This window comes from Frigoribacterium sp. CF331 (assembly GCF_057787905.1).
The window spans coordinates 729876-749600 of record NZ_CM173545.1 but is presented as its reverse complement, the minus strand read 5'-3'; the positions used below and the strand labels follow the sequence as shown (position 1 = coordinate 749600).

Below are 19725 nucleotides of genomic sequence, written 5' to 3'. Positions count from 1 at the left end.
GTGCAGTCCCCGAGTCGCGGCATATCTGAAATGATGCAGCCATGAGACGACTCCTGCACGACGCGCGACGAGCGGTCTCGTCACCGACGCGCAACGCCCGCTCGGCGACCGTCTTCGGCCGTCTCCTGGGCCTCGCCTTCGTCGTCTGCCTGCTGACGGGCCTCTACAGCCACGTCCTCCAAGAGCCGCTCGGGTGGATGCGCTTCCCGACGAGCCCGGTCTGGCTCTACCAGGTCAGCCAGGGCGTCCACATCACCGCCGGCATCGCGTGCGTCCCCCTGCTGCTCGCCAAGCTGCACTCGGTCTTCCCGCAGCTCTTCCAGCACCCGCCGATCAGGCACCCGGTCGACGTCCTCGAGCGCGCCTCCATCGCCCTCTTCGTCGCGACCTCGATCCTGCAGCTCGTCACCGGGCTGCTCAACACGTACCAGTACTACCCCTGGCCGTTCCCGTTCAAGCAGGTGCACTTCGCCCTGTCGTTCGTCATCGTCGGGTCGTTGGCCGTCCACATCGCCGTCAAGCTGCCGCTCATCACCCGCTACTGGCGGGCGCGCGACAGCTACGACGACGAGGGGCGCTTCGTCGAGCCGTCGGCCGGGCTCGACCCGGCCCGCGCCTCGTTCGTGGCCGAGACCGAGGCCACGGCCGAGCTCGCCCGGTTCCGTGCCGAGCGCGACGCCGACCCGACGCGACGCGACCGCGACCCGCACGCCGCGCCTCCTGCCCCCGCCCGCGGCCTCACCGGCCGCGTCATGCGCTGGATCGACACCGCCCACGAGGTCGACCGCGAACCGGGCCGTGCCCGGGTGTCGCGTCGGGGCTTCTTCACCGCCGCCGGGGTCGCCACCGGCGGGGTCGTCGTCCTCACCGCGGGTCAGTCGTTCGCCCCCCTGGCGCCGCTCAACGCCTTCGCGCCCCGGCAGCGCGGCCTCGGCCCGAACGACCTGCCGATCAACCGGACGGCCGCGGCCGCCCAGGTGCTCGAGACGGCGATGGACCCCGACTGGCGCCTCGACGTCGTGGTCGGCGGCGTCGCCACCGCGTTCACCCTCGACGCGCTGCGCGGGTTCGACGGCGCCGACGAACGCCTGCCCATCGCCTGCGTCGAGGGGTGGAGCCAGACCGGCGCCTGGCGCGGGGTGCGCCTCGTCGACCTGCTGGCCGCGGCCGGCGCCCCGACCGACCGACGCCTGCGACTGACGAGCCTCGAGAAGAAGGGCGGCTACCGCGTGACCGAGATGGGCCCCGAGTACGCCTCCGACCCCCGCACCCTCGTCGCCCTCGAGCTGAACGGCGAGCCGCTCAGCATCGACCACGGCTACCCGGCGCGCATGATCGCCCCGGGCCGACCCGGCGTCCTGCAGACGAAGTGGCTCAGCTCGATCGAGGTGCTCTCGTGACCGCGCGCGTCCCGTCGACGACGGCGGGTGCAGGAGGCGCGGGCACGTCGCGCGCCGTCCGCGTCGTGCGCGGTGTGCTGGTCGCCCTCGGCGTCGCCCTGATCGGCTTCGGCGGCTGGGTGCTCACCGACACCGTGAACCCGAACCGCTACGGGGGCCTCGTGGTCTGGTTGATCGGTTCGGTCGTCCTGCACGACGCCGTGCTCGCCCCGGTCGTGGCCGCGGTGTCGCTCGTCGTGCGACGGACGGGGCGGCGCGTGCGTCCGGCCGTCCTCTGGATCGTGCAGGGCGCCGTCGTCGTCGGCGCGATCTTCTCGCTGGTCGTCGTGCCCGAGATCGTCGCGAAGATGAAGGGGCCGAAGAACGACACGGTGCTGCCGTTCGACTACGGCGTTCGCCTCGCGGTGCTCTGGCTCGCGATCGCGGTGGTCGCCGCCGCGGTGGTGGCGCTCTACCTGGCGCGCAGCCGGCAGAAGGTGCGTCCGGCGACCGACCAGGTCTGAGCGACCCGCAGGCCCGAGCGTCGGGCGTGGCGGTGCAGGGCCTCGCGGCCGACCTCGGCCCAGGGGAAGGTCGCGCTGGCGTGCCCCAGGTCGTCGACCACGTGGGCCTCGTAGCTGTCGTCCAGCGAGGCGTCGGGAGCGGTCTCGACGACGACCGACCCGGTCGGGGTCAGGATCTCGGCACAGCGGGTGAGCAGGGCCGTCGGGTCGCCGCCGATGCCGACGTTGCCGTCGAGCAGCAGGGCGAGGTTCCACTCGCCCTCGCGGGGCAGCGGATCGAAGACGGAGCCGGCGGCCACGGGCAGGCCGGCCTCGCGGGCCATGGCCACGGCCGTCGGCGAGACGTCGAGCCCGAGCACCGTCAGGCCCCGGTCGACGGCGGCCCGCACCATGCGGGCGGGTCCGCAGCCGATGTCGAGCACCGGGCCCGTCTCGGCGTCGAGCGTCGTGAGGTCGGCGGCGTCGGCGTCCGCGCTCCAGCGGGCCACGTCGAACGGTTCGTCGGCGTCGCGGTCGCCGGCGGCGGGGGGCGAGGCGGGGCGGCCGACGGCACCGGCCGCCCGGACGAGCTGCAGCAGCCCCTCGTGACGCAGGGCGCGCGCGTACGGCTCCGCGCCTCCTGAACCGAAGGTGGCGGGCTGTTCGGGGGCGATGGTCATGAAGTGACCCCTTCTGTGGCGGGATCGGTCGTTCGGGTGACGCCGTTCGTGGTGGTCGTGCGGGTGGGGTTCGTGGTGGTGACGGTGGACTCGGCCTGCCGCAGGGCGGAGGCGAACCGGCTGTCCGGCGCCGCGCGGGCGACGAGGCGCGCGTCGTCGATGGTGTCGACGTCGACGAGCTCGGGCAGCATGCGGACGGTGAGGCCGGCGTCGGCGAGCCGGCGCAGCTGGTGGGCGCCCGTGTCGTCGCGCGACATCGGCACGCCCCGCAGCAGGTCGCCGGTCGGACGGGCGAGGCCGAGGGCCCAGAAGCCGCCGTCGTTCGCCGGGCCGAACCAGGCGTCGACGTCGTCGGTCCACGCGTCGAAGACCGGGGCGAGTGCCTCGACGGTCACCTGGGGGGTGTCCATGCCGATCAGCACCGTCTTGCCGTCGACCTCGTCGAACAGGGCGCCGAGTCGTGCGTCGAGGTCGCCACCGATCTGAGGGATCACGTCGAAGTCTTCGGAGCCGTCGGGCCTGCGGTTGCCGTCGAACAGCAGGACGCGTCGCGCCGCCGGCAGCCGGCGGGCCACGTCGAGGGTGTCCTGGATCGCCGCGGCCGCGACGTCGGCGGCCTGCTCGAGGCTGAGCGGCGGGTGCAGCCGGGTCTTCACCTTGCCCGGGATCGTCTCTTTGGCGATCACGACGAGGGTGGTCATCGGCCGGCCTCGCGCAGCAGGCGCGACATGTCCTTCACGGCCACCCAGGTGCCGCGGATGGTGCCGGTCACCTTGCTGCGCCCGACGCGCGGCGAGTACGGGGCGTCCCGTTCGACGATGCGCCAGCCGGCCTCGGATGCACGCAGCACCATCTCGAGCGGGTAGCCGCTGCGGCGGTCCTTCAGGTCGAGGTCGAGCAGGGCCTGGCGACGGGCGACGCGCATCGGGCCGAGGTCGTGCAGGGCGACCCCGCTGGCCCGCCGCATCAGGCGCGACAGGGCGAGGTTCGCCAGGCGGGCATGCACCGGCCAGGCACCCCGGGTGGTCGGGCGCCGACGGCCGAGCACCAGGTCGGCGTCATCGGCCATCACGGGCTCCGCGAGCGCGACGAGGTCGGCGGGGTCCATCGAGGCGTCGGCGTCGCAGAACGCGACGTAGGGCGCGGTGGCCGCCTCGAGACCGGCGTGGGCCGCGCTGCCGAAGCCGCGCCGCGCCTCCTGCACGACGGTCGCACCGTGCGCGGCCGCGACGCGCGCGGAGTCGTCGGTCGACCCGTTGTCGACGACGATCGCGTGCCAGCCCTCTGGCAGCCGCCCGAGCACCCACGGCAGCGCGCCTTCTTCGTCGAGACAGGGCAGCACGACGTCGACCACGGGATTGCTCATCCTCCCGACGATACGGATGCGATCCCATGAAGGTCATGGGAGCGGGCGATGCGCGCCCCGAACGGGGGGAGTGCTGTCGTTCTGCTAGCGTCGGTGATCGGAGGGGGCCAGGATGGCGACGTTGACGGTGCGGGGTCTCGACCCCGAGGTGATCGAGGGGCTCAAGGCCCTGAGTGCGAGCCACGGGCGGTCGATGGAGGCCGAGGTGCGGCTGATGGTGACGCGACTCGCCCGGGGGGCCGAGGGGCCGGTCGACGATCCGTCGGCCGTGGCGGCCGTCGGGGCGGCACCGACGCCCGAGAACTGGGTCCACGCCTTCCGTCGCCGGTTGGCGGAGAAGGGCTCCTTCCTCGACGACGAGTTCGTCGAGAGCCTCGACCGCGATCGGCGGGCGCAGGCCCCGGCGCGATCGGCCGAGTTCCGGTGATCGTCGTCGACACGAACGTCGTGTCGGAACTCGCGCGTCCCCGTCCCTGCCCCGAGGTGGTGAGATGGTTCGAGCGGCAACGGCTCGACGGGCTCTACCTGAGCGTCGTCACCGGTGCCGAGATGTTGGCCGGGCTGCTGGCCATGCCCGGGGGCCACCGCCGTGACCGCGTCGAGGACTGCGTCATCGACATCCTCGAGCACCAGTTCGACGGTCGTGTACTGGCGTTCGACGCGCACGCGGCGATCGAGTACGCGACGGTGCTGGCGCGGCGCAGGGCCGCCGGTCGACCGATCGCGACGGCCGACGCCATGATCGCGGCACACGCCCTCGTCGGCGGTGCCGCCCTGGCCACGCGCAACACGAGAGACTTCGAGGGCCTCGGTCTCGAGCTCGTCGACCCCTGGGCCCGGTGACCTCGAGGCGTCCGCCGTCGGGCACTCCGGACGTCGGACGCCCTGCCCGGTCAGCGCTTCGGGTCAGCGCCTCCGGTCGGCGGCTCGGGTCGGCGGCCCGGGTCAGCGCCTCCGGTCAGCGGACGACGGCGGCGCGCAACGGGGCCGTGGCGAACTCGTGCATGCCCTGCTCGAAGCTCACGCTCGGTCGCCAGCCCAGCTCGTCCTGCAGCCGGGCCGACGAGGCCGTGACGTGGCGCACGTCGCCCGCCCGGTACTCGCCCGTGACGACGGGTGCCGGCCCGCCGGCCTCGCGAGCCAGCGCCTCGGCCATCTCGCCGATCGTGTGCACCGTGCCGCTGCCGACGTTGAAGGCCCGGAACGCGTCGGCCGGCTGGTCGGCCGTCCAGTCGAGGGCCGCGAGGTTGGCCGAGGCGATGTCGCGGACGTGCACGAAGTCGCGGCGCTGGGCCCCGTCCTCGAACACCCGAGGCGCCTCGCCGCGTTCGAGCGCCGAGCGGAAGAGCGACGCCACGCCCGCGTACGGGGTGTTCTGCGGCATGCCCGGGCCGTAGACGTTGTGGTACCGCAGTGCCGCGGCGCGACCGCCCGTGCTGCGCGCCCACGAGGTCGAGAGGTGCTCCTGGGTCAGCTTGGTGATCGCGTAGACGTTGCGCGGGTCGAGGGGGGCCTCTTCGCCGATCAGCTGCGGTTCGAGCAGCTCGCCCGCCTCGTCGCGCGGGTCGAAGACGCCCGCGTCGAGGTCGGCGATGCGGCGGGGTGCCGGCCGTTCGGTCGCGCCGGTCGAGGTGCGGTAGCTGCCCTCGCCGTAGACGACCATCGACGACGCCACGACGAGCCGGTCGACGCCGGCCCGGTCCATCGCCGCCAGCACGACGGCCGTGCCGAGCTCGTTGGACGACACGTAGTCGGGTGCGTCCTGGAAGTCCACGCCGAGTCCGACCTTGGCCGCCTGGTGGCAGACCGCGTCGACGCCCACGAGGGCCCGGTCGACGGTCTCGGCGTCGCGGACGTCGCCGTGCACGAAGTCGACGCGGGGGTCGACGGTCGGCTCGCCGCCGTGCACGTCCGGCCGCAACGAGTCGAGCACGCGCACCGTCCAGCCGCGCTCGAGCGCGAGGTCGACGATCGCCGAGCCGATGAAGCCGGCACCACCCGTGACGAGCAGCAGGCCGGGGCCGGCGGACTCGGCGGCGGTCGCGGCCGCGGCCGCGTCGGTGGCGGGGGACGAGGAGGCGCGGGTGGCGCTCACAGCGCGGCCCTCCGCCCCGAGACGGGCCGGGCGAGCACCTCGGCCACCGCCTCGGGCGACATCAGCTCGCGCGGGGCGTAGTCGTCCGGCATCGCGGCGACGATCGACTCGATGGCCCCGACGATGCGCGGCTGGGCGGCGGCGAGCCGCTCGAAGACGAGCGAGGCGCTGACGGCGTCGGCGTCGGGGGCGTCGCCCTCGGCCGGGGCGAGGCCGGCGTCGCTGTCGGTCACGTACGAGAGGTTGACGGCCCCCATGCCGAGCTCGAGCGTGAGCGGGATCTCGGGGTACATCGTCATGTTGACCGTGTGCGCCCCCGCGGCCCGGAACCAGAGCGACTCGGCCCGGGTCGAGAACCGCGGCCCCTGGATCACGACGCAGGTGCCGGTCGGGGCGAACGGCTCGCCCTGCGCCTCGAGGGCCTCGATCGCCGCGGCCCGCAGCACCGGGTCGAACGGGTCGGCGGCAATCAGGTGCTGCACCTGGCCCTCGACGTCGAAGAAGGTGTCGCGACGGCCCCAGGTGCGGTCGACGAACTGGTCGGTGACGACCATCGTGCCCGGGGCGACGTCAGGACTGACCCCGCCGACCGCCGACGACGACACGATCGCCTTCGCGCCGAGGGACGCCAGCGCCCACACGTTCGCCCGGTAGTCGATCAGGTGCGGTGCGACCGCGTGGCCCGCGCCGTGCCGGGTGAGGAACGCCACGCGCTTGCCGCCCAGCTCGCCGATCGTCACCTCGCTCGAGGTCGGGCCGTACGGCGTCTCGACGACGTGCCGGGTCGCCTCGCCCTCGGAGAACAGCGAGTAGAGCCCCGAGCCGCCGATGACGGCGACGTCGACGGGCGGTGGCCCCGAGGAGGCGCGGGTGGGCTGGGGGACGTCGGTCTCGGTCACGGGGTCGGTCACCCCCGATACGCTACTGACGATCGCCCGAGAGGAACCGCGTGCGCACCATCGAGACCCACCTCGCCGAGGTCACGGCGCTCGTCGAGGCCGCCGCCCGGTCGCGCCCCGTCGAGCCCCTCGTCGTCACGCCCGAGGCGCTCGCCGCGCGGCCCGACCGCTACCGCGACCGCGTGCTCGCGGCCGACGTCGTCGCCCCGATCGACCTGCCGCCCTTCGCCAACTCGCAGATGGACGGCTACGCCGTCTCGACCCCGGGGCTCGACGCGACCGGGCCAACCGCGCTCCGGGTCGCCGAGCGCATCCCGGCCGGCCGGGCCGCCCCCGACCTGGTGCCGGGCACCGCGGCCCCGATCATGACCGGTGCCGCCGTGCCCGACGGCGCCGACGCGATCGTGCCGATCGAGAAGGTCACGCCCGACGCGTTCCCGCCCGCCGGCGTCGACGCCGTCGTCGAGGTGCCCGCCGGCGTGGCCTCCGGCGCCTTCGTCCGAGCCGCGGGCAGCGACGTCGGCGCGGGGTCGGTGCTCTTCGCGGCCGGGACGCGACTGACGCCCGCCCGGTGGGGCGTGCTCGCCGCCTCCGGCATCGACGCGGTCGAGGTGCGCAGCCGCCCGCGCCTCCTGCTGGTCTCGACGGGCGAAGAGCTCGCCGCCCCCGGTGCCCCGCTCGGGCCCGGCCAGATCCACGACGCGAACGGGGCCACGCTCGCCGCCGCGCTCGCCGAGGTCGGCGTCGACGTGACGGTCGCCCGGGTGACCGACGACGCGGCCGCCCTGCTCGCGGTCGTCGCCCGCCACGCCGACGCCGTCGACCTGGTGCTGACCAGCGGCGGGGTGAGCGCTGGCGCCTACGAGGTCGTCCGCGACGCGTTCGAGGGGGTCGGCGTCACGTTCGGCTCGGTCGCGATGCAGCCCGGCGGGCCCCAGGGCTGGGGTGCGGTGCGCGTCCACGACCGCGACCTGCCCGTCGTGTGCTTCCCCGGCAACCCGGTCAGCTCGCTCGTGTCGTTCGAGGCCTTCCTCCGGCCCGCCCTGCAGGCCGTCACCGGCGTCGGCACGCCCCGCGCCCGGTGGACCGTCCCCATGGCCCACGCCGCCGACTCACCGGTCGGCAAGCACCAGCTGCGTCGCGGGCGGGTCGACGTCGACGGCCGCGCCCACCTCGTCGGTGGGCCGAGCTCGCACCTGCTCGCGGCCCACGCCGAGGCCACCGTGCTCGTCTCGATCCCCGTCGGCGTCGACCGCGTCGACGAGGGCGACGAGGTCGAGGTCTGGGCGCTCGACGACCCCGCCCGCCACGAGAAGGCCGACCGATGACCGACACGCCCGCGACCGACGCCCCGCCCTCGACCGGCGTCCCGCCCGCCGACGCCACGCCCGCGACCGACGCCCCGCTCTCGCACGTCCGGGCGGACGGCACCGCCCACATGGTCGACGTGACCGGCAAGTCCGAGACGAAGCGGATCGCGACGGCGCAGGCCGTGCTGACCACCCGGCCCGACGTGATCGCGCGACTGGTCGACGGCTCGCTGCCGAAGGGCGAGGCGCTCGGCACCGCCCGCATCGCCGGCATCCTCGCCGCCAAGCAGACCCCGACCCTCATCCCGCTGTGTCATCCGCTGCCGCTCGGGGCGATCACGGTCGACTTCGAGACGACCGAGGCGCAGGTCACCGTGATCGCGCGCGTCTCGACCCGCGGCGTCACCGGGGTCGAGATGGAGGCCCTCACCGCCGCGTCGGTCGCGGCCCTGACCCTGTTCGACATGATCAAGGCGGTCGACGCGCTCGCCGTGATCGGCGAGATCAAGGTGCTCGACAAGCAGGGCGGCAAGTCGGGGGACTGGTCTCGATGAGCGACGCCACGTCCGAGCCGGGCCCCGTCGCCGCGGCCGGCACGCACCCGACGGACGCGCCCGGCCGGCGCCGCGCCGTCGTCGTCGTGGCCTCGACCCGGGCGGCCGCCGGCACGGCCGACGACACGACCGGGCCGGTGATCCGCGACTGGTTCGTGGCACGTGGGTGGCTGGTCGAGGGCCCCGTCGTCGTGGCCGACGGCGAACCCGTCGGCGCCGTGCTCGAGGCAGCACTCGAGTGGGGCGTGGACGCCGTCGTCACCACGGGCGGCACGGGCGTCTCGCCGACCGACGCCACGCCCGAGACGACCCTGCCCCTGCTCGACCGCGAGCTGCCCGGCATCGCCGAGGAGCTCAGGAGGCGCGGTGCGGCCTCGACGCCCCTGGCCGTGCTCTCGAGGGGGCTCGCCGGGGTCGCCGGCGCGACCTTCGTCGTCAACCTGCCCGGCTCGCGGGGCGGGGTGCGCGACGGGCTCGCCGTGCTCGACGACGTCCTCGACCACGTGGTCGACCAGCTGCACGGGGTCGACCACGCCCAGAACCGCCACCCTGACCCCGGAGGGGCAGCATGACCTGGAACGACGACCCGACCCACCTGCCCGGCGGTCCCCAGGCCGGTGCCTCCGGCGGTGCCGCGGGCGCCGCGCCCGACGGTGGGTCCGGCTCCGGTGCGACGACACCCGCCGACCCCGCACCGGCCGCCGATCGCGTGCTGCTCGCCCGGGTCGTCGACGTGACCGTGTCGGTGGCCGAGTGCTCCGCGCTCGTGACGAGCCGCGCCTCCGGGGCGGTCGTGACGTTCGAGGGGGTCGTCCGCGACCACGACGAGGGGCGTGGGGTCGAGGCGCTGCACTACGAGGCGCACCCGACGGCGACCGACGTGATCCGCGAGGTCGCGCTGAGCGTGGCCGAGGCGCACCCCGAGGTCGCGATCGCGGTCGAGCACCGGTACGGCGACCTCGTCGTCGGCGACGTCGCCCTGGCCTGCGCCGTGGCGTCCGCCCACCGCGCCGAGGCGTTCGCGGCCTGCGCCGCGCTCGTCGACGAGGTCAAGGCCCGCACCCCCATCTGGAAGCGCCAGGAGTTCACCGACGGCTCGGACGAGTGGGTGGCGTCGCTGGGCTGACGTCGGCCGCGCACGGCCGGGTCGGGCGCCCAGCCCGTGCCGTCTACGCTTCTCGGGTGGCTCATCTACTCGGCGCTGAAAACCTCCGTCTCGAATTCCCGACCAAGGTCGTCCTCGACGGGGTGACCCTCGGCATCGACGAAGGCTCCCGCATCGGGGTCGTCGGCCGCAACGGCGACGGCAAGTCGACGCTGATGTCGGTGCTCGCCGGCCGGCTCGAACCCGACGACGGTCGCGTGACGACCCGCCGTGGCCTCACGATCGGCATGCTCGACCAGCGCGACGTCCTGCCAGAGGGCTCCACGGTCGGCAGCCTCATCGTGGGCGACCGGGACGAGCACGAGTGGGCCGGCGACGCGCGCATCCGCGACGTCATCTCGGGGCTCGCCACCGACATCCCGTGGGAGGCGCGGGTCGAGGACCTCTCGGGCGGCCAGCGTCGGCGCGTGGCCCTCGCCACCCTGCTGGTCGGCGACTGGGACGTCCTGTTCCTCGACGAGCCCACCAACCACCTCGACGTCGAGGGCGTCGCCTGGCTGGCCCAGCACCTCTCGCGCCGGTGGTCCACGAACTCGGGCGCGCTCGTGGTCGTGACACACGACCGGTGGTTCCTCGACGAGGTCTCGACCGACACGTGGGAGGTCCACGACGGCATCGTCGAGCCCTTCGAGGGCGGCTACGCGGCGTACGTGCTGCAGCGCGTCGAACGCGACCGCATGGCGTCGGCCTCCGAGGCCAAGCGCCAGAACCTCATGCGCAAAGAGCTCGCCTGGCTGCGTCGCGGTGCCCCGGCGCGGTCGACCAAGCCCAAGTTCCGCATCGACGCGGCCAACGAGCTCATCGCCGACGAACCGCCCGTCCGCGACGCCGTGCAGCTGTCGCAGATGGCGACCGCCCGGCTCGGCAAGGACGTCGTCGACCTCGTCGAGGTCGGCGTCTCGTTCGGCGACAAGCGGGTGCTGCAGGGCGTCGAGTGGCGCATCGCCCCGGGCGAGCGCACCGGGGTGCTCGGCGTCAACGGTGCCGGCAAGTCGACGCTGCTGAAGGTCGTCACCGGGGCGATCGCGCCGACCGAGGGGCGGGTCAAGCAGGGCAAGACGGTCAAGTTCGCCATCCTCGACCAGCAGCTCGCCGACCTGCACGAGGTCGCACACGAGCGGGTGAACGACGTCATCGGTCGTCAGCGCACCTCGTACGTGACCGGCGGCAAGGAGATGACGCCGGGGCAGCTGCTCGAGCGCCTCGGGTTCACGAGCGCCCAGCTGCAGACCCCGATCAAGGACCTGTCGGGTGGGCAGAAGCGTCGCCTGCAGTTCTTGCTGATCCTGTTGAACGAGCCGAACGTGCTCATCCTCGACGAGCCCACCAACGACCTCGACACCGACATGCTCGCCGCGATGGAGGACCTCCTCGACGGCTGGCCCGGCACCCTGCTCGTCGTGTCGCACGACCGCTACCTGCTCGAGCGCGTCACCGACCAGCAGTACGCCGTGCTCGAGGGCCGCTTCCGCCACCTGCCCGGCGGCGTCGACCAGTACCTCCAGCTGCGTCGCGAGGCGACCCAGAACCAGGGAGGCGCGACCGACCGCCCGACGGCCGTCCAGGGGGCGTCGGCGTCGGTGGCCGCCTCGGCCGCCGCCTCGGGGCTGTCCGGTGCCGAGAAGCGCAACGCCGAGAAGGAGCTCGGCTCGATCGACCGCAAGCTCGCCAAGGCGGCGGGCGAGCGCGAGTCGTTGCTGGCGCAGTTCGCCTCGTTCGACCAGTCCGACTTCGACGGCCTGGCTGCGCTGCAGGCGAAGCTCACCGCGCTCGACCACAAGACGGGCGAGCTCGAGGTGCGCTGGCTCGAGTTGAGCGAGCTGCTGGCGTAGGGCTCGGGTGCGGCTCGCCGGCCCGGCCTGCCCGGCCTGTCCGCACCGCACCGCGTCTCGTTCACGGCACCCCGTCTCGTCCGGGTGTGATGCACGGAACGCGGTGCGGTGCGTCCGGTCAGCCGCCGAGCGTCAGGCTGAGCGTGCGCAGCAGGTCGGCCAGGCGGCGACGGTCGTCGTCGCTGAGGTCGCTGAGCAGCGCGTCCTCGGCCGTGACGAGTCGTTCGATGGCGGCGTCGACCGCTCGGCGGCCCTCGCCGGTCATCGTGACGAGGATGCCCCGGCCGTCGTTCGGGTCGGTGCGACGCTCGACCAGGTCGCGGGTCACGAGCCGGTCGATGCGGTTGGTCATCGCGCCGCTCGAGACGAGGGTCTGCTGCAGCAACGTCTTCGGGCTGAGCTGGTAGGGATCGCCGGCCCGACGGAGGGCCGAGAGCACGTCGAACTCCCACGACTCGAGGTCGCTGGCGTGGAACGCCTCGCGTCGGGCGCGGTCCAGGTGCTTCGACAGTCGTCCCACGCGCGAGAGCACGTGCAGGGGCGCGAAGTCGAGGTCGGGTCGCTCGTGGCGCCACGCCTCGACGATCCGGTCGACCTCGTCCTGCTCGGGCATCCGCCCATCATGCCCGAGGGCTGGTCCGGACGGGGGAGGCGCGGTGCCGCACCCGGCGTGCCCGCGCCTCCTCGGGGCACGGCGGCTCGGCCGCGGTCTGGCAGAATGGTGCGGCGCGCACGCGCGGTCCGCCATGGTGTAACGGCAGCACGACAGCCTTTGGAGCTGTTAGGTCTAGGTTCGAATCCTGGTGGCGGAGCCCCGACCGTCTCGAGTCACGATCGTTCCGACGGCCCCGCCCCGCCCCGACCGTGGCGCCCCGGCGTCCGCCCGACGACGAGGACCCTGCCATGTCGACCACCACCTCCCTGCCGCCGCTCGTCCGCGCCGCCCTGCTCGGCGCGCTCGGCGGTTCACGTTCGGCGACGCCCCTGGCCGTGCTCGCCGTGAACCAGGGCGCCGACGAGGCGCGCGGCTCGTGGCAGCACTGGCGTGCGTTCCGGTCGCCGGTCGGTCGCGCCGCCTTCGTGGCTGCCGGCCTCGGCGAGCTCGTGGGCGACAAGCTGCCCGCCACGCCGAGCCGGCTCGCTCCCGGGCCCCTCGTCGGGCGCGTCGTCTCGGGCGCCGTGGCCGGCGTCGCGATGGGCGGAACGGGGCGCGGGGGTCGGCCCGTGGCCGGTGCCGTCGCGGGTGCCCTCGGTGCCCTCGCCGGCAGCTGGCTGTTCGCCGGGGCCCGCGGGGCCCTCGTCGAGAAGACCGGCCTGCCCGACGTGGTCGTCGCGCTCGTCGAGGACGCCGTCGCGGTCGGTGGCTCGGTCGCGGTCGTCCGGTCGCGCTGAGTCGTCTCGTCCCCAGGCGAGACGTCCCCCCGGGCGTTCCCACGCCGGGTCGGTGTCCCACGGTCGCGCCACCCCTCGTGGGAGGATCGGCGGAGTTCACGCGCCACCCCTCACCAAGGAGCACCATGCCCGAACGCCAGCTCGCCGTCGTCGTCCTCGCCGCAGGGCAGGGCACGCGCATGAAGTCCTCGACCCCGAAGGTGCTGCACCGGCTGGCCGGGTTGCCGCTGATCCAGCACGTGCTCGAGACCGCCGGCGCGCTGCAGCCCGACCACCTGGTCACCGTGGTGCGGCACGAACGCGACCTCGTCGTGGCGAGCGTCCTCGACACCGCCCCGCACGCGCTCGTCGTCGACCAGGACGACGTGCCCGGCACGGGTCGCGCCGTCGAACAGGCCGTGGAGGCGCTGCCCGCCGAGTTCACCGGCGACGTCGTCGTCGTCAGCGCGGACGTGCCCTTCCTCGACCACGAGACCCTCGCCGCCCTGCTCGACCAGCACCGCGCCGCGTCCGCCTCGGCCACCCTGCTCAGCGCCGTGCTGCCCGACGCCACCGGGTACGGCCGGGTCGTCCGGCGCGACTCGGGCGACGTCGACCGCATCGTCGAGCACAAGGACGCCACCGACGACGAGCGTGCCGTGCGCGAGATCAACTCGGGCACCTACGCGTTCACGGTCGCCGCCCTGCGCACCCACCTGCCGCGCATCGGGTCGGCCAACGCCCAGAACGAGAAGTACGTCACCGACGTGGTGGGCCTGCTGACCACGGCCGGCGAGGTCGTCGCCGCCCGCGCGATCGACGAGACCTGGCGCCTCGAGGGCATCAACGACCGCGTGCAGCTCGCCGCCGCCGCCCGCCGGCTCAACGACCGCATCGTCGAGCACTGGCAGCGTGAAGGGGTCTCGATCGTCGACCCGCAGACCACCTGGATCGACCGCGACGTCTCGCTCAGCCCCGACGTCGAACTGCTGCCCGGCACGCAGCTGCGGGGTGCGACGTACGTCGCCGCGGGCGCGGTGGTCGGCCCCGACACCACCCTCGTCGACACCGAGGTGGGCGAGGGGGCGACGGTGAAGCGCACCGACGCGACCCTCGCGGTCATCGGTGCCCGCGCCTCCGTGGGTCCGTTCGCGTACCTCCGGCCGAACACGCTCCTCTCGGCCGACGGCAAGATCGGCACCTTCGTCGAGACGAAGAACGTCCAGATCGGCGAAGGGTCGAAGGTGCCCCACCTCAGCTACGTCGGCGACACCGAGGTCGGCGAGGGGTCGAACATCGGCGCCGGCACCATCACGGCCAACTACGACGGGGTGGCCAAGCACCGCACCGAGGTCGGGTCGCACGTCCGCACCGGGTCGCACAACGTCTTCGTCGCCCCCGTTAGGATTGGCGACGGAGCGTACACAGGCGCCGGCACCATCGTCCGAAAGGACGTGCCGGCCGGTGCCCTGGCCTTGAGCATCGCTCCACAGCGCAATGCGAGCGGATGGGTCGAGGCGAACCGCCCCGGCTCGGCGGCTGCCGAGGCCGCCGCTCGCGCCGAACGAACGACCGACTGAACCCGGTCGGGTTGGCCCCTCGGGGCCGGAGAGCGAGTGACGTGTCCGGAATCAAGATCACCGGCGAGAACCGACTCGTCTTGATCTCGGGGCGTGCGCACCCCGAACTGGCCAACCAGATCGCCGCCGAGCTCGGCAGCGAGTTGATCCCGACCGACGCCCGCACCTTCGCCAACGGCGAGCTCTACGCCCGGTTCGACGAGAGCGTCCGCGGCTCCGACGCGTTCGTCATCCAGTCGCACTCGGCCCCCATCAACGAGTGGTTGATGGAGCAGCTCATCATGGTCGACGCGCTCAAGCGCGCATCGGCCAAGCGCATCACCGTCGTGGCGCCGTTCTACCCGTACGCCCGGCAAGACAAGAAGGGCCGCGGCCGCGAGCCCATCTCGGCCCGCCTCGTCGCCGACCTCTTCAAGGCCGCCGGCGCCCACCGCATCATGAGCGTCGACCTGCACGCCCCGCAGATCCAGGGCTTCTTCGACGGCCCGGTCGATCACCTCTTCGCCATGCCGGTGCTGCTCGAGCACTTCCGCGCCAAGCTCGACAACACGACGCTGACGGTCGTCTCGCCCGACATGGGCCGCGTCCGCGTCGCCGACATCTGGAGCGAGAAGCTCGACGCCCCCCTGGCCATCATCCACAAGCGCCGCGACCCGCTCGTGCCGAACCAGGTCACCGTGCACGAGATCGTCGGCGACGTGTCGGGCCGCGTCTGCCTGCTCGTCGACGACCTCATCGACACCGGCCGCACGATCGTCAAGGCCGCCGAGGCCCTCAAGGCGAACGGCGCGATCGGCGTCGTGGTGGCCGCGACCCACGCGGTGTTCAGCGACCCGGCCCCCGAGATCCTCAACAGCGACTTCATCGACTCGGTGGTCGTCACCGACACGCTGCCGCTCACCGAGCACCAGAAGTTCGACAAGCTCGAGATCCTGCCGATCGCCCCGCTCATCGCGCGCGCCATCCACGAGGTCTTCGACAACGGCTCGGTCACCTCGATGTTCGACGGCGCCGCCTAGCCCCCCCAGCGGCCCTGCTGCCGCGGCGCTGCTCCCGCTGCGCTGCCCCTGCCAAGCTGACCTGCTCCCGCCGCCCTGCCGCCGCCGCGCTGACCTCGCCGCGCTCCTGTAGCTGCACTGACCTCGTCGTGCTGCTCCGCCGCCCTGTGCCCGGCACCCCCTGCCCGCGCCCTGCGCCTGCGGTCGGCAACTCAGGAGATCGGCTGCACCGCGCCTCCTCCGGGCTGCGACGGGTGCCGTTCTCCTGACTTGCCGACGGGGCGGGCGGGTCCGGCGGCAGTGTCAGGGGTGCTCGTGTGAACACCGTCTGCGCATGTCGGCCCTGCTCGCGCCGCGCACGGTCGGCAACTCAGGAGATCGGCTGCACCGTGCCTCCTCGGGGCTGTTGCGGGTGCCGTTTTCCTGAGTTGCCCGAGGTGAGGTGCGGGGTTGCTCGGTGGTGCGAGGGGTGCGGGTACGGATGTCTGCCCGTCTGCGGATGTCGATCCCCTGTTCGCGCCGCGCACGGTCGGCAACTCAGGGGATCGGCTGCACCGCGCCTCCTCGGGGCTGTTGCGGGTGCCGTTTTCCTGAGTTGCCCGAGGTGAGGTGCGGGGTTGCTCGGTGGTGCGAGGGATGCGGGTACGAACGTCTGCCCGTCTGCCCGTCTGCCCGTCTGCGCATGTCGGCCCTGTTCCCGCCGCGCACGGTCGGCAATCCAGGGGATCGGCTGCACCGCGCTTCCTCCAGGCCGTTCCGGCTGTTCTTCTCCGGAGTTGCCGACACCACGGGCAGGGCGGGTCGGCGGTGCGATCATTCGCGGCGGCCGACGTCGAACGGGCGCGCCCGCCGACGCGGCCCGCCGAGGGGCGACGCGTCGACGGGCGCGCCCGTCAGGGCCCGGAGGCGCGACAGCGCTCCGGGGGAGTGCCTCAGTGGGTCGAGGGCTCCGTCTCGATCTCGGACCGGTCCCCGGACCAGAGGGTGTGGAACGTGCCCTCGTCGCCGACCCGCTGATAGGTGTGCGCGCCGAAGAAGTCGCGCTGCCCCTGGATGAGCGAGGCGGGCAGGCGTTCGGACGCGAGCGAGTCGTAGTACGACAGCGCCGACGCGAAACCGGGGACGGGGATGCCCGAGAGTGCCGCCTTGGCGACGATGCGGCGCCAGGCGTCCTCGCCGTCGCGGACGGCCGCCGCGAAGTAGTCGTCCTCGAGCAGGGTCGCGATCGACGCGTCCTTCTCGTAGGCGTCGACGATGCGGTTGAGGAACTGCGCCCGGATGATGCAGCCGCCGCGCCAGATCTTGGCGATGGCGCCCTTGTCGATGTCCCAGTCGTACTCGTCGGCACCGGCGATGATCGCGTCGAAGCCCTGGGCGTAGGCCACGATCTTCGAGGCGTAGAGCGCCTTCTGCACGTCGTCCTCGAAGCCCTCGCCGGCCTCCTGCACCTCGGGTCGACCCTGCAGGGTCCCCTGCACCGCCGCGCGCTGCGTGGGCTTCGACGACACAGCCCGGGCGAAGACGGCCTCGGCGATGCCGCCGACGGGCACGCCCAGACCGACGCTGTTCTGCACGGTCCAGACGCCGGTCCCCTTCGAGCCGGCCTGGTCGACGATCGAGTCGACGAGCGGTCCGCCCGTCTTGGCGTCGGTCTGCCGCAGCACCTCGGCCGTGATCTCGATCAGGTACGACTCGAGCTCGCCCTCGTTCCACTTCTCGAAGACCGAGGCGATGGCGGCGGGCTCGTGGCCGCCGACCCGGCGCAGCAGGTCGTACGACTCGGCGATCAACTGCATGTCGGCGTACTCGATGCCGTTGTGGATCATCTTGACGAAGTGGCCCGCACCGTCGGCGCCGACGTGCGTCACGCAGGGCTCGCCCTCGGCCACCGCCGCGATCGACGCCAGGATCGGGCCGAGGGTCTCGTAGGCCTCCTTCGAACCGCCGGGCATGATGGACGGGCCCTTCAGGGCGCCCTCCTCGCCGCCCGAGATGCCGGCGCCCACGAAGTTGAGACCCCGCTCCTTCAGGGCCGCCTCGCGACGGCGGGTGTCCTGGAAGTTCGCGTTGCCGCCGTCGACGATGATGTCGCCCTCGTCGAACACGTCGGCGAGCTGGTCGATCACGGCGTCGGTGCCGCGGCCGGCCTGCACCATGATGATCGCGGTGCGCGGCTTCTGCAGTGAGGCCGCGAAGTCCTCGATCGACTTCGACGGGATGAAGCCGGCGTCGCCGTGCTCGTCCATCAGGGTGTCGGTGCGCTCGGGGGAGCGGTTGTAGACCGCGACGGTGTTGCCCTCGCGGCTGGCGAGGTTGCGTGCCAGGTTCGAGCCCATGACGGCCAGGCCGACGACTCCGATGTTTGCCTGTGGTCCTCCGTGTTCAGCCACGGTGCCTCCTTGTCGGTAGGGAACGGACCGACCATATGCCGCCCGGCCCGGGGGTCGCCCAGGTGGTGCCTCGGAGGTCGTGGGTAGGGTCGTGGAGACCCGCGCTCGCCCTGCGCCCCGCCCCGAGACGACCCGAGGACCCCGTGACCGAAGCCGCCCCCTTCCCGCCCGTCGTCGTGATGGGGGTGTCCGGTTCGGGCAAGTCGACCGTGGGCGAGCTCCTCGCCGAGACCCTCGGCGTGCCCTTCGTCGACGCGGACGACCTGCACCCCGAGGCCAACCGCCTCAAGATGGCCGAGGGGCACGCGCTAAACGACGACGACCGGTGGCCGTGGCTGCGCATCGTGGCCGACCGCATCGCCGCAGCGGGCGACGAGTCGGTCGTCGTGGCGTGCTCGTCGCTCAAGCGGGCGTACCGCGACGTCCTGCGCGACGGTGACCCGCGCCTCCTCTTCGTCCACCTGACGGGCGTGCGCGACCTCGTCGCCCGCCGGCAGCGCGAGCGCAAGGGCCACTTCATGCCGTCCGGGTTGATGGAGTCGCAGTTCGCGACCCTCGAGCCGCTCGCCGACGACGAGGCAGGCTTCGAGGTGGACGTGCGACCCGGCCCCGACGACATCGTCGCCGCCGTCGTCGCGCACCTGGGGGCGGTGCGACGCGGCGAGCTCGAGCACTGACCGGTCGCCCTGCGGGCGCTCGACCCCGGGAGGCGCGGGTTGGCGACGCGCCCGGCCCCCGTGTAACCTGGGCAGCTGAACCTCGGCGAGGGGTGCTCCGGCACCCGTGATCGACGCGGTAGGCAGGCGCTCGGTGCTCAGGCACCACTCGTGCAGCGGTGACCGTCCTCGGGCGACACCCCTCGGGTTGCGGGTCCTTCCTCACGCGATGCGCGTTCGAGTTGACACCGACCACACACCCCCGGGCCCTCGCGGGCCCCTGCAAGGAGACGACATGTCCGACCAGAACTCCCTCAGCGCCCTCGTGCGCACCAGCTTCGGCAAGGGCGCGGCCCGCAAGATCCGCGCGAAGGACCAGATCCCCGCGGTCATCTACGGCCACGGCACCGACCCCCAGCACGTCACGCTGCCCGGTCACGAGACGATGCTCATCACGCGTCGCGCGAACGCCGTCATCACGCTCGACATCGAGGGCACGAACCAGCTCGCCCTCGTCAAGGACATCCAGCGCGACCCGGTCAAGCAGACCATCGAGCACATCGACCTCATCGTCGTCCGCCAGGGCGAGAAGGTCACCGTCGAGGTGCCCGTGCACGTCGAGGGCGAGTCGGCTCCCGGCACGATCCACGTCGTCGAGCTCAACGCCGTCGAGCTCGAGGTCGAGGCCACGCACATCCCGCAGAACGTCGTCGTCTCGATCGAGGGCCTCGAAGAGGGCGCCCAGGTCTCGGCCGCCGACCTCGTCCTGCCGAAGGGTGCGACGCTGGTCAGCGAGCCCGAGACCCTCGTGCTCGCGGTCTCGGTGCCCCAGCTCGACCTCACGACCGACGCCGTCTCGGACGAGGACGGCGAAGCCGCCGAGGCCGAGGGCGACGTCGAGTCGATCGAGGACGAAGAGCGCTCCGAGTAACACCCCGCACCCCGAA

At 73.2% G+C, this 19725-nt stretch carries 21 protein-coding genes, 1 tRNA gene and 1 pseudogene; 16 read left to right on the top strand and 7 right to left on the bottom strand.

Features of this window, described 5'->3' with window-relative positions:
- The first annotated feature begins 41 nt into the window (after nucleotides 1-41).
- A complete protein-coding gene (locus AC3CCI_RS03455) occupies nucleotides 42-1400 on the top strand; it encodes a molybdopterin-dependent oxidoreductase (RefSeq protein WP_488628105.1) in 1359 nt (452 codons plus the stop codon).
- Nucleotides 1397-1903 (top strand): hypothetical protein, encoded by a 507-nt coding sequence (locus tag AC3CCI_RS03450; RefSeq protein ID WP_354593640.1) that lies wholly within the window; start codon nucleotides 1397-1399, stop codon nucleotides 1901-1903. The genes AC3CCI_RS03455 and AC3CCI_RS03450 overlap by 4 nt, the downstream gene beginning before the upstream one ends.
- On the opposite strand, the gene AC3CCI_RS03445 is transcribed toward AC3CCI_RS03450, so the two are convergent.
- Genes AC3CCI_RS03445 through AC3CCI_RS03435 form a run of 3 tightly spaced genes read right to left on the bottom strand, consistent with a single transcriptional unit; the run spans nucleotide 1852 to nucleotide 3928 of the window.
- Nucleotides 1852-2562: a class I SAM-dependent methyltransferase gene (locus tag AC3CCI_RS03445; protein WP_354593639.1), complete on the bottom strand. Its 711-nt coding sequence runs from the start codon at nucleotides 2560-2562 to the stop codon at nucleotides 1852-1854. The two genes, AC3CCI_RS03450 and AC3CCI_RS03445, sit on opposite strands and share 52 nt — an antisense overlap.
- Complete coding sequence (locus AC3CCI_RS03440) at nucleotides 2559-3263, bottom strand: TIGR04282 family arsenosugar biosynthesis glycosyltransferase (RefSeq protein WP_488628104.1); 705 nt, start codon at nucleotides 3261-3263, stop codon at nucleotides 2559-2561. The genes AC3CCI_RS03445 and AC3CCI_RS03440 overlap by 4 nt, the downstream gene beginning before the upstream one ends.
- Entirely contained in the window at nucleotides 3260-3928 is a 669-nt protein-coding gene (locus AC3CCI_RS03435; RefSeq protein ID WP_354593637.1) for a glycosyltransferase family 2 protein, read from the bottom strand. The genes AC3CCI_RS03440 and AC3CCI_RS03435 overlap by 4 nt, the downstream gene beginning before the upstream one ends.
- A 112-nt stretch (nucleotides 3929-4040) precedes the next feature.
- Between AC3CCI_RS03435 and AC3CCI_RS03430 the strand changes: the two genes are divergently transcribed.
- Both AC3CCI_RS03430 and AC3CCI_RS03425 read left to right on the top strand, forming a co-directional pair.
- On the top strand, nucleotides 4041-4355 hold the full coding sequence (locus AC3CCI_RS03430; RefSeq protein ID WP_354593636.1) for a FitA-like ribbon-helix-helix domain-containing protein: 315 nt from the start codon (nucleotides 4041-4043) through the stop codon (nucleotides 4353-4355).
- Nucleotides 4352-4771, top strand: a complete 420-nt coding sequence (locus AC3CCI_RS03425; protein ID WP_488628103.1) for a PIN domain-containing protein — start codon at nucleotides 4352-4354, stop codon at nucleotides 4769-4771. The genes AC3CCI_RS03430 and AC3CCI_RS03425 overlap by 4 nt, the downstream gene beginning before the upstream one ends.
- A 115-nt stretch (nucleotides 4772-4886) precedes the next feature.
- Here the strand turns inward: AC3CCI_RS03425 and AC3CCI_RS03420 are convergent, their stop codons facing one another.
- Together AC3CCI_RS03420 and AC3CCI_RS03415 are read right to left on the bottom strand one after the other, a co-directional pair.
- Nucleotides 4887-5942, bottom strand: a complete 1056-nt coding sequence (locus AC3CCI_RS03420) for an NAD-dependent epimerase/dehydratase family protein (protein ID WP_488628655.1) — start codon at nucleotides 5940-5942, stop codon at nucleotides 4887-4889.
- 77 nt (nucleotides 5943-6019) lie between these two features.
- Nucleotides 6020-6934, bottom strand: coding sequence for an MTAP family purine nucleoside phosphorylase (locus tag AC3CCI_RS03415; RefSeq protein ID WP_488628102.1), 915 nt, complete (start codon nucleotides 6932-6934; stop codon nucleotides 6020-6022).
- A gap of 38 nt (nucleotides 6935-6972) precedes the next feature.
- On the opposite strand from AC3CCI_RS03415, the gene AC3CCI_RS03410 reads away from it, so the two are divergent.
- The 6 genes and pseudogenes from AC3CCI_RS03410 to AC3CCI_RS03385 all read left to right on the top strand — a co-directional run bounded on the left by AC3CCI_RS03410 (nucleotide 6973) and on the right by AC3CCI_RS03385 (nucleotide 11783).
- On the top strand, nucleotides 6973-8250 hold the full coding sequence (locus AC3CCI_RS03410; protein WP_488628101.1) for a molybdopterin molybdotransferase MoeA: 1278 nt from the start codon (nucleotides 6973-6975) through the stop codon (nucleotides 8248-8250).
- Nucleotides 8247-8786 carry a cyclic pyranopterin monophosphate synthase MoaC gene (gene moaC / locus AC3CCI_RS03405; RefSeq protein ID WP_488628100.1) on the top strand — a complete coding sequence of 180 codons (540 nt, stop codon included), beginning with the start codon at nucleotides 8247-8249 and terminating at the stop codon, nucleotides 8784-8786. The genes AC3CCI_RS03410 and moaC overlap by 4 nt, the downstream gene beginning before the upstream one ends.
- Entirely contained in the window at nucleotides 8783-9358 is a 576-nt protein-coding gene (locus tag AC3CCI_RS03400; protein ID WP_354593631.1) for a MogA/MoaB family molybdenum cofactor biosynthesis protein, read from the top strand. Before moaC ends, AC3CCI_RS03400 begins: the two co-directional genes overlap by 4 nt.
- Nucleotides 9355-9912 carry a molybdenum cofactor biosynthesis protein MoaE gene (locus AC3CCI_RS03395; protein WP_488628099.1) on the top strand — a complete coding sequence of 186 codons (558 nt, stop codon included), beginning with the start codon at nucleotides 9355-9357 and terminating at the stop codon, nucleotides 9910-9912. Before AC3CCI_RS03400 ends, AC3CCI_RS03395 begins: the two co-directional genes overlap by 4 nt.
- Nucleotides 9891-10437: pseudogene (locus AC3CCI_RS03390) on the top strand (ATP-binding cassette domain-containing protein); the annotation flags it as partial. The gene AC3CCI_RS03395 and the pseudogene AC3CCI_RS03390, both read left to right, overlap by 22 nt.
- A 191-nt stretch (nucleotides 10438-10628) precedes the next feature.
- Nucleotides 10629-11783 carry an ABC-F family ATP-binding cassette domain-containing protein gene (locus AC3CCI_RS03385; RefSeq protein WP_488628654.1) on the top strand — a complete coding sequence of 385 codons (1155 nt, stop codon included), beginning with the start codon at nucleotides 10629-10631 and terminating at the stop codon, nucleotides 11781-11783.
- A gap of 118 nt (nucleotides 11784-11901) precedes the next feature.
- Here the strand turns inward: AC3CCI_RS03385 and AC3CCI_RS03380 are convergent, their stop codons facing one another.
- A complete protein-coding gene (locus AC3CCI_RS03380) occupies nucleotides 11902-12396 on the bottom strand; it encodes a MarR family winged helix-turn-helix transcriptional regulator (RefSeq protein ID WP_488628098.1) in 495 nt (164 codons plus the stop codon).
- A 127-nt stretch (nucleotides 12397-12523) separates the two neighbouring features.
- Here AC3CCI_RS03380 and AC3CCI_RS03375 point away from each other — a divergent pair.
- The 4 genes from AC3CCI_RS03375 to AC3CCI_RS03360 all read left to right on the top strand — a co-directional run bounded on the left by AC3CCI_RS03375 (nucleotide 12524) and on the right by AC3CCI_RS03360 (nucleotide 15753).
- Nucleotides 12524-12595, top strand: a tRNA-Gln gene (locus tag AC3CCI_RS03375).
- Between the two features lie 91 nt (nucleotides 12596-12686).
- Nucleotides 12687-13175: a DUF4126 family protein gene (locus tag AC3CCI_RS03370; RefSeq protein ID WP_354593627.1), complete on the top strand. Its 489-nt coding sequence runs from the start codon at nucleotides 12687-12689 to the stop codon at nucleotides 13173-13175.
- Between the two features lie 125 nt (nucleotides 13176-13300).
- A complete protein-coding gene (gene glmU / locus AC3CCI_RS03365; protein ID WP_488628097.1) occupies nucleotides 13301-14734 on the top strand; it encodes a bifunctional UDP-N-acetylglucosamine diphosphorylase/glucosamine-1-phosphate N-acetyltransferase GlmU in 1434 nt (477 codons plus the stop codon).
- Between the two features lie 41 nt (nucleotides 14735-14775).
- Nucleotides 14776-15753 (top strand): ribose-phosphate diphosphokinase, encoded by a 978-nt coding sequence (locus AC3CCI_RS03360; protein WP_354593625.1) that lies wholly within the window; start codon nucleotides 14776-14778, stop codon nucleotides 15751-15753.
- Nucleotides 15754-16664: 911 nt separating this feature from the next.
- Here the strand turns inward: AC3CCI_RS03360 and gndA are convergent.
- Entirely contained in the window at nucleotides 16665-18122 is a 1458-nt protein-coding gene (gndA, locus tag AC3CCI_RS03355) for an NADP-dependent phosphogluconate dehydrogenase (protein ID WP_354593624.1), read from the bottom strand.
- 143 nt (nucleotides 18123-18265) lie between these two features.
- On the opposite strand from gndA, the gene AC3CCI_RS03350 reads away from it, so the two are divergent.
- On the top strand, nucleotides 18266-18799 hold the full coding sequence (locus AC3CCI_RS03350) for a gluconokinase (protein ID WP_354593623.1): 534 nt from the start codon (nucleotides 18266-18268) through the stop codon (nucleotides 18797-18799).
- Between the two features lie 274 nt (nucleotides 18800-19073).
- Complete coding sequence (locus AC3CCI_RS03345; protein WP_354593622.1) at nucleotides 19074-19709, top strand: 50S ribosomal protein L25/general stress protein Ctc; 636 nt, start codon at nucleotides 19074-19076, stop codon at nucleotides 19707-19709.
- Nucleotides 19710-19725: the final 16 nt, after the last annotated feature.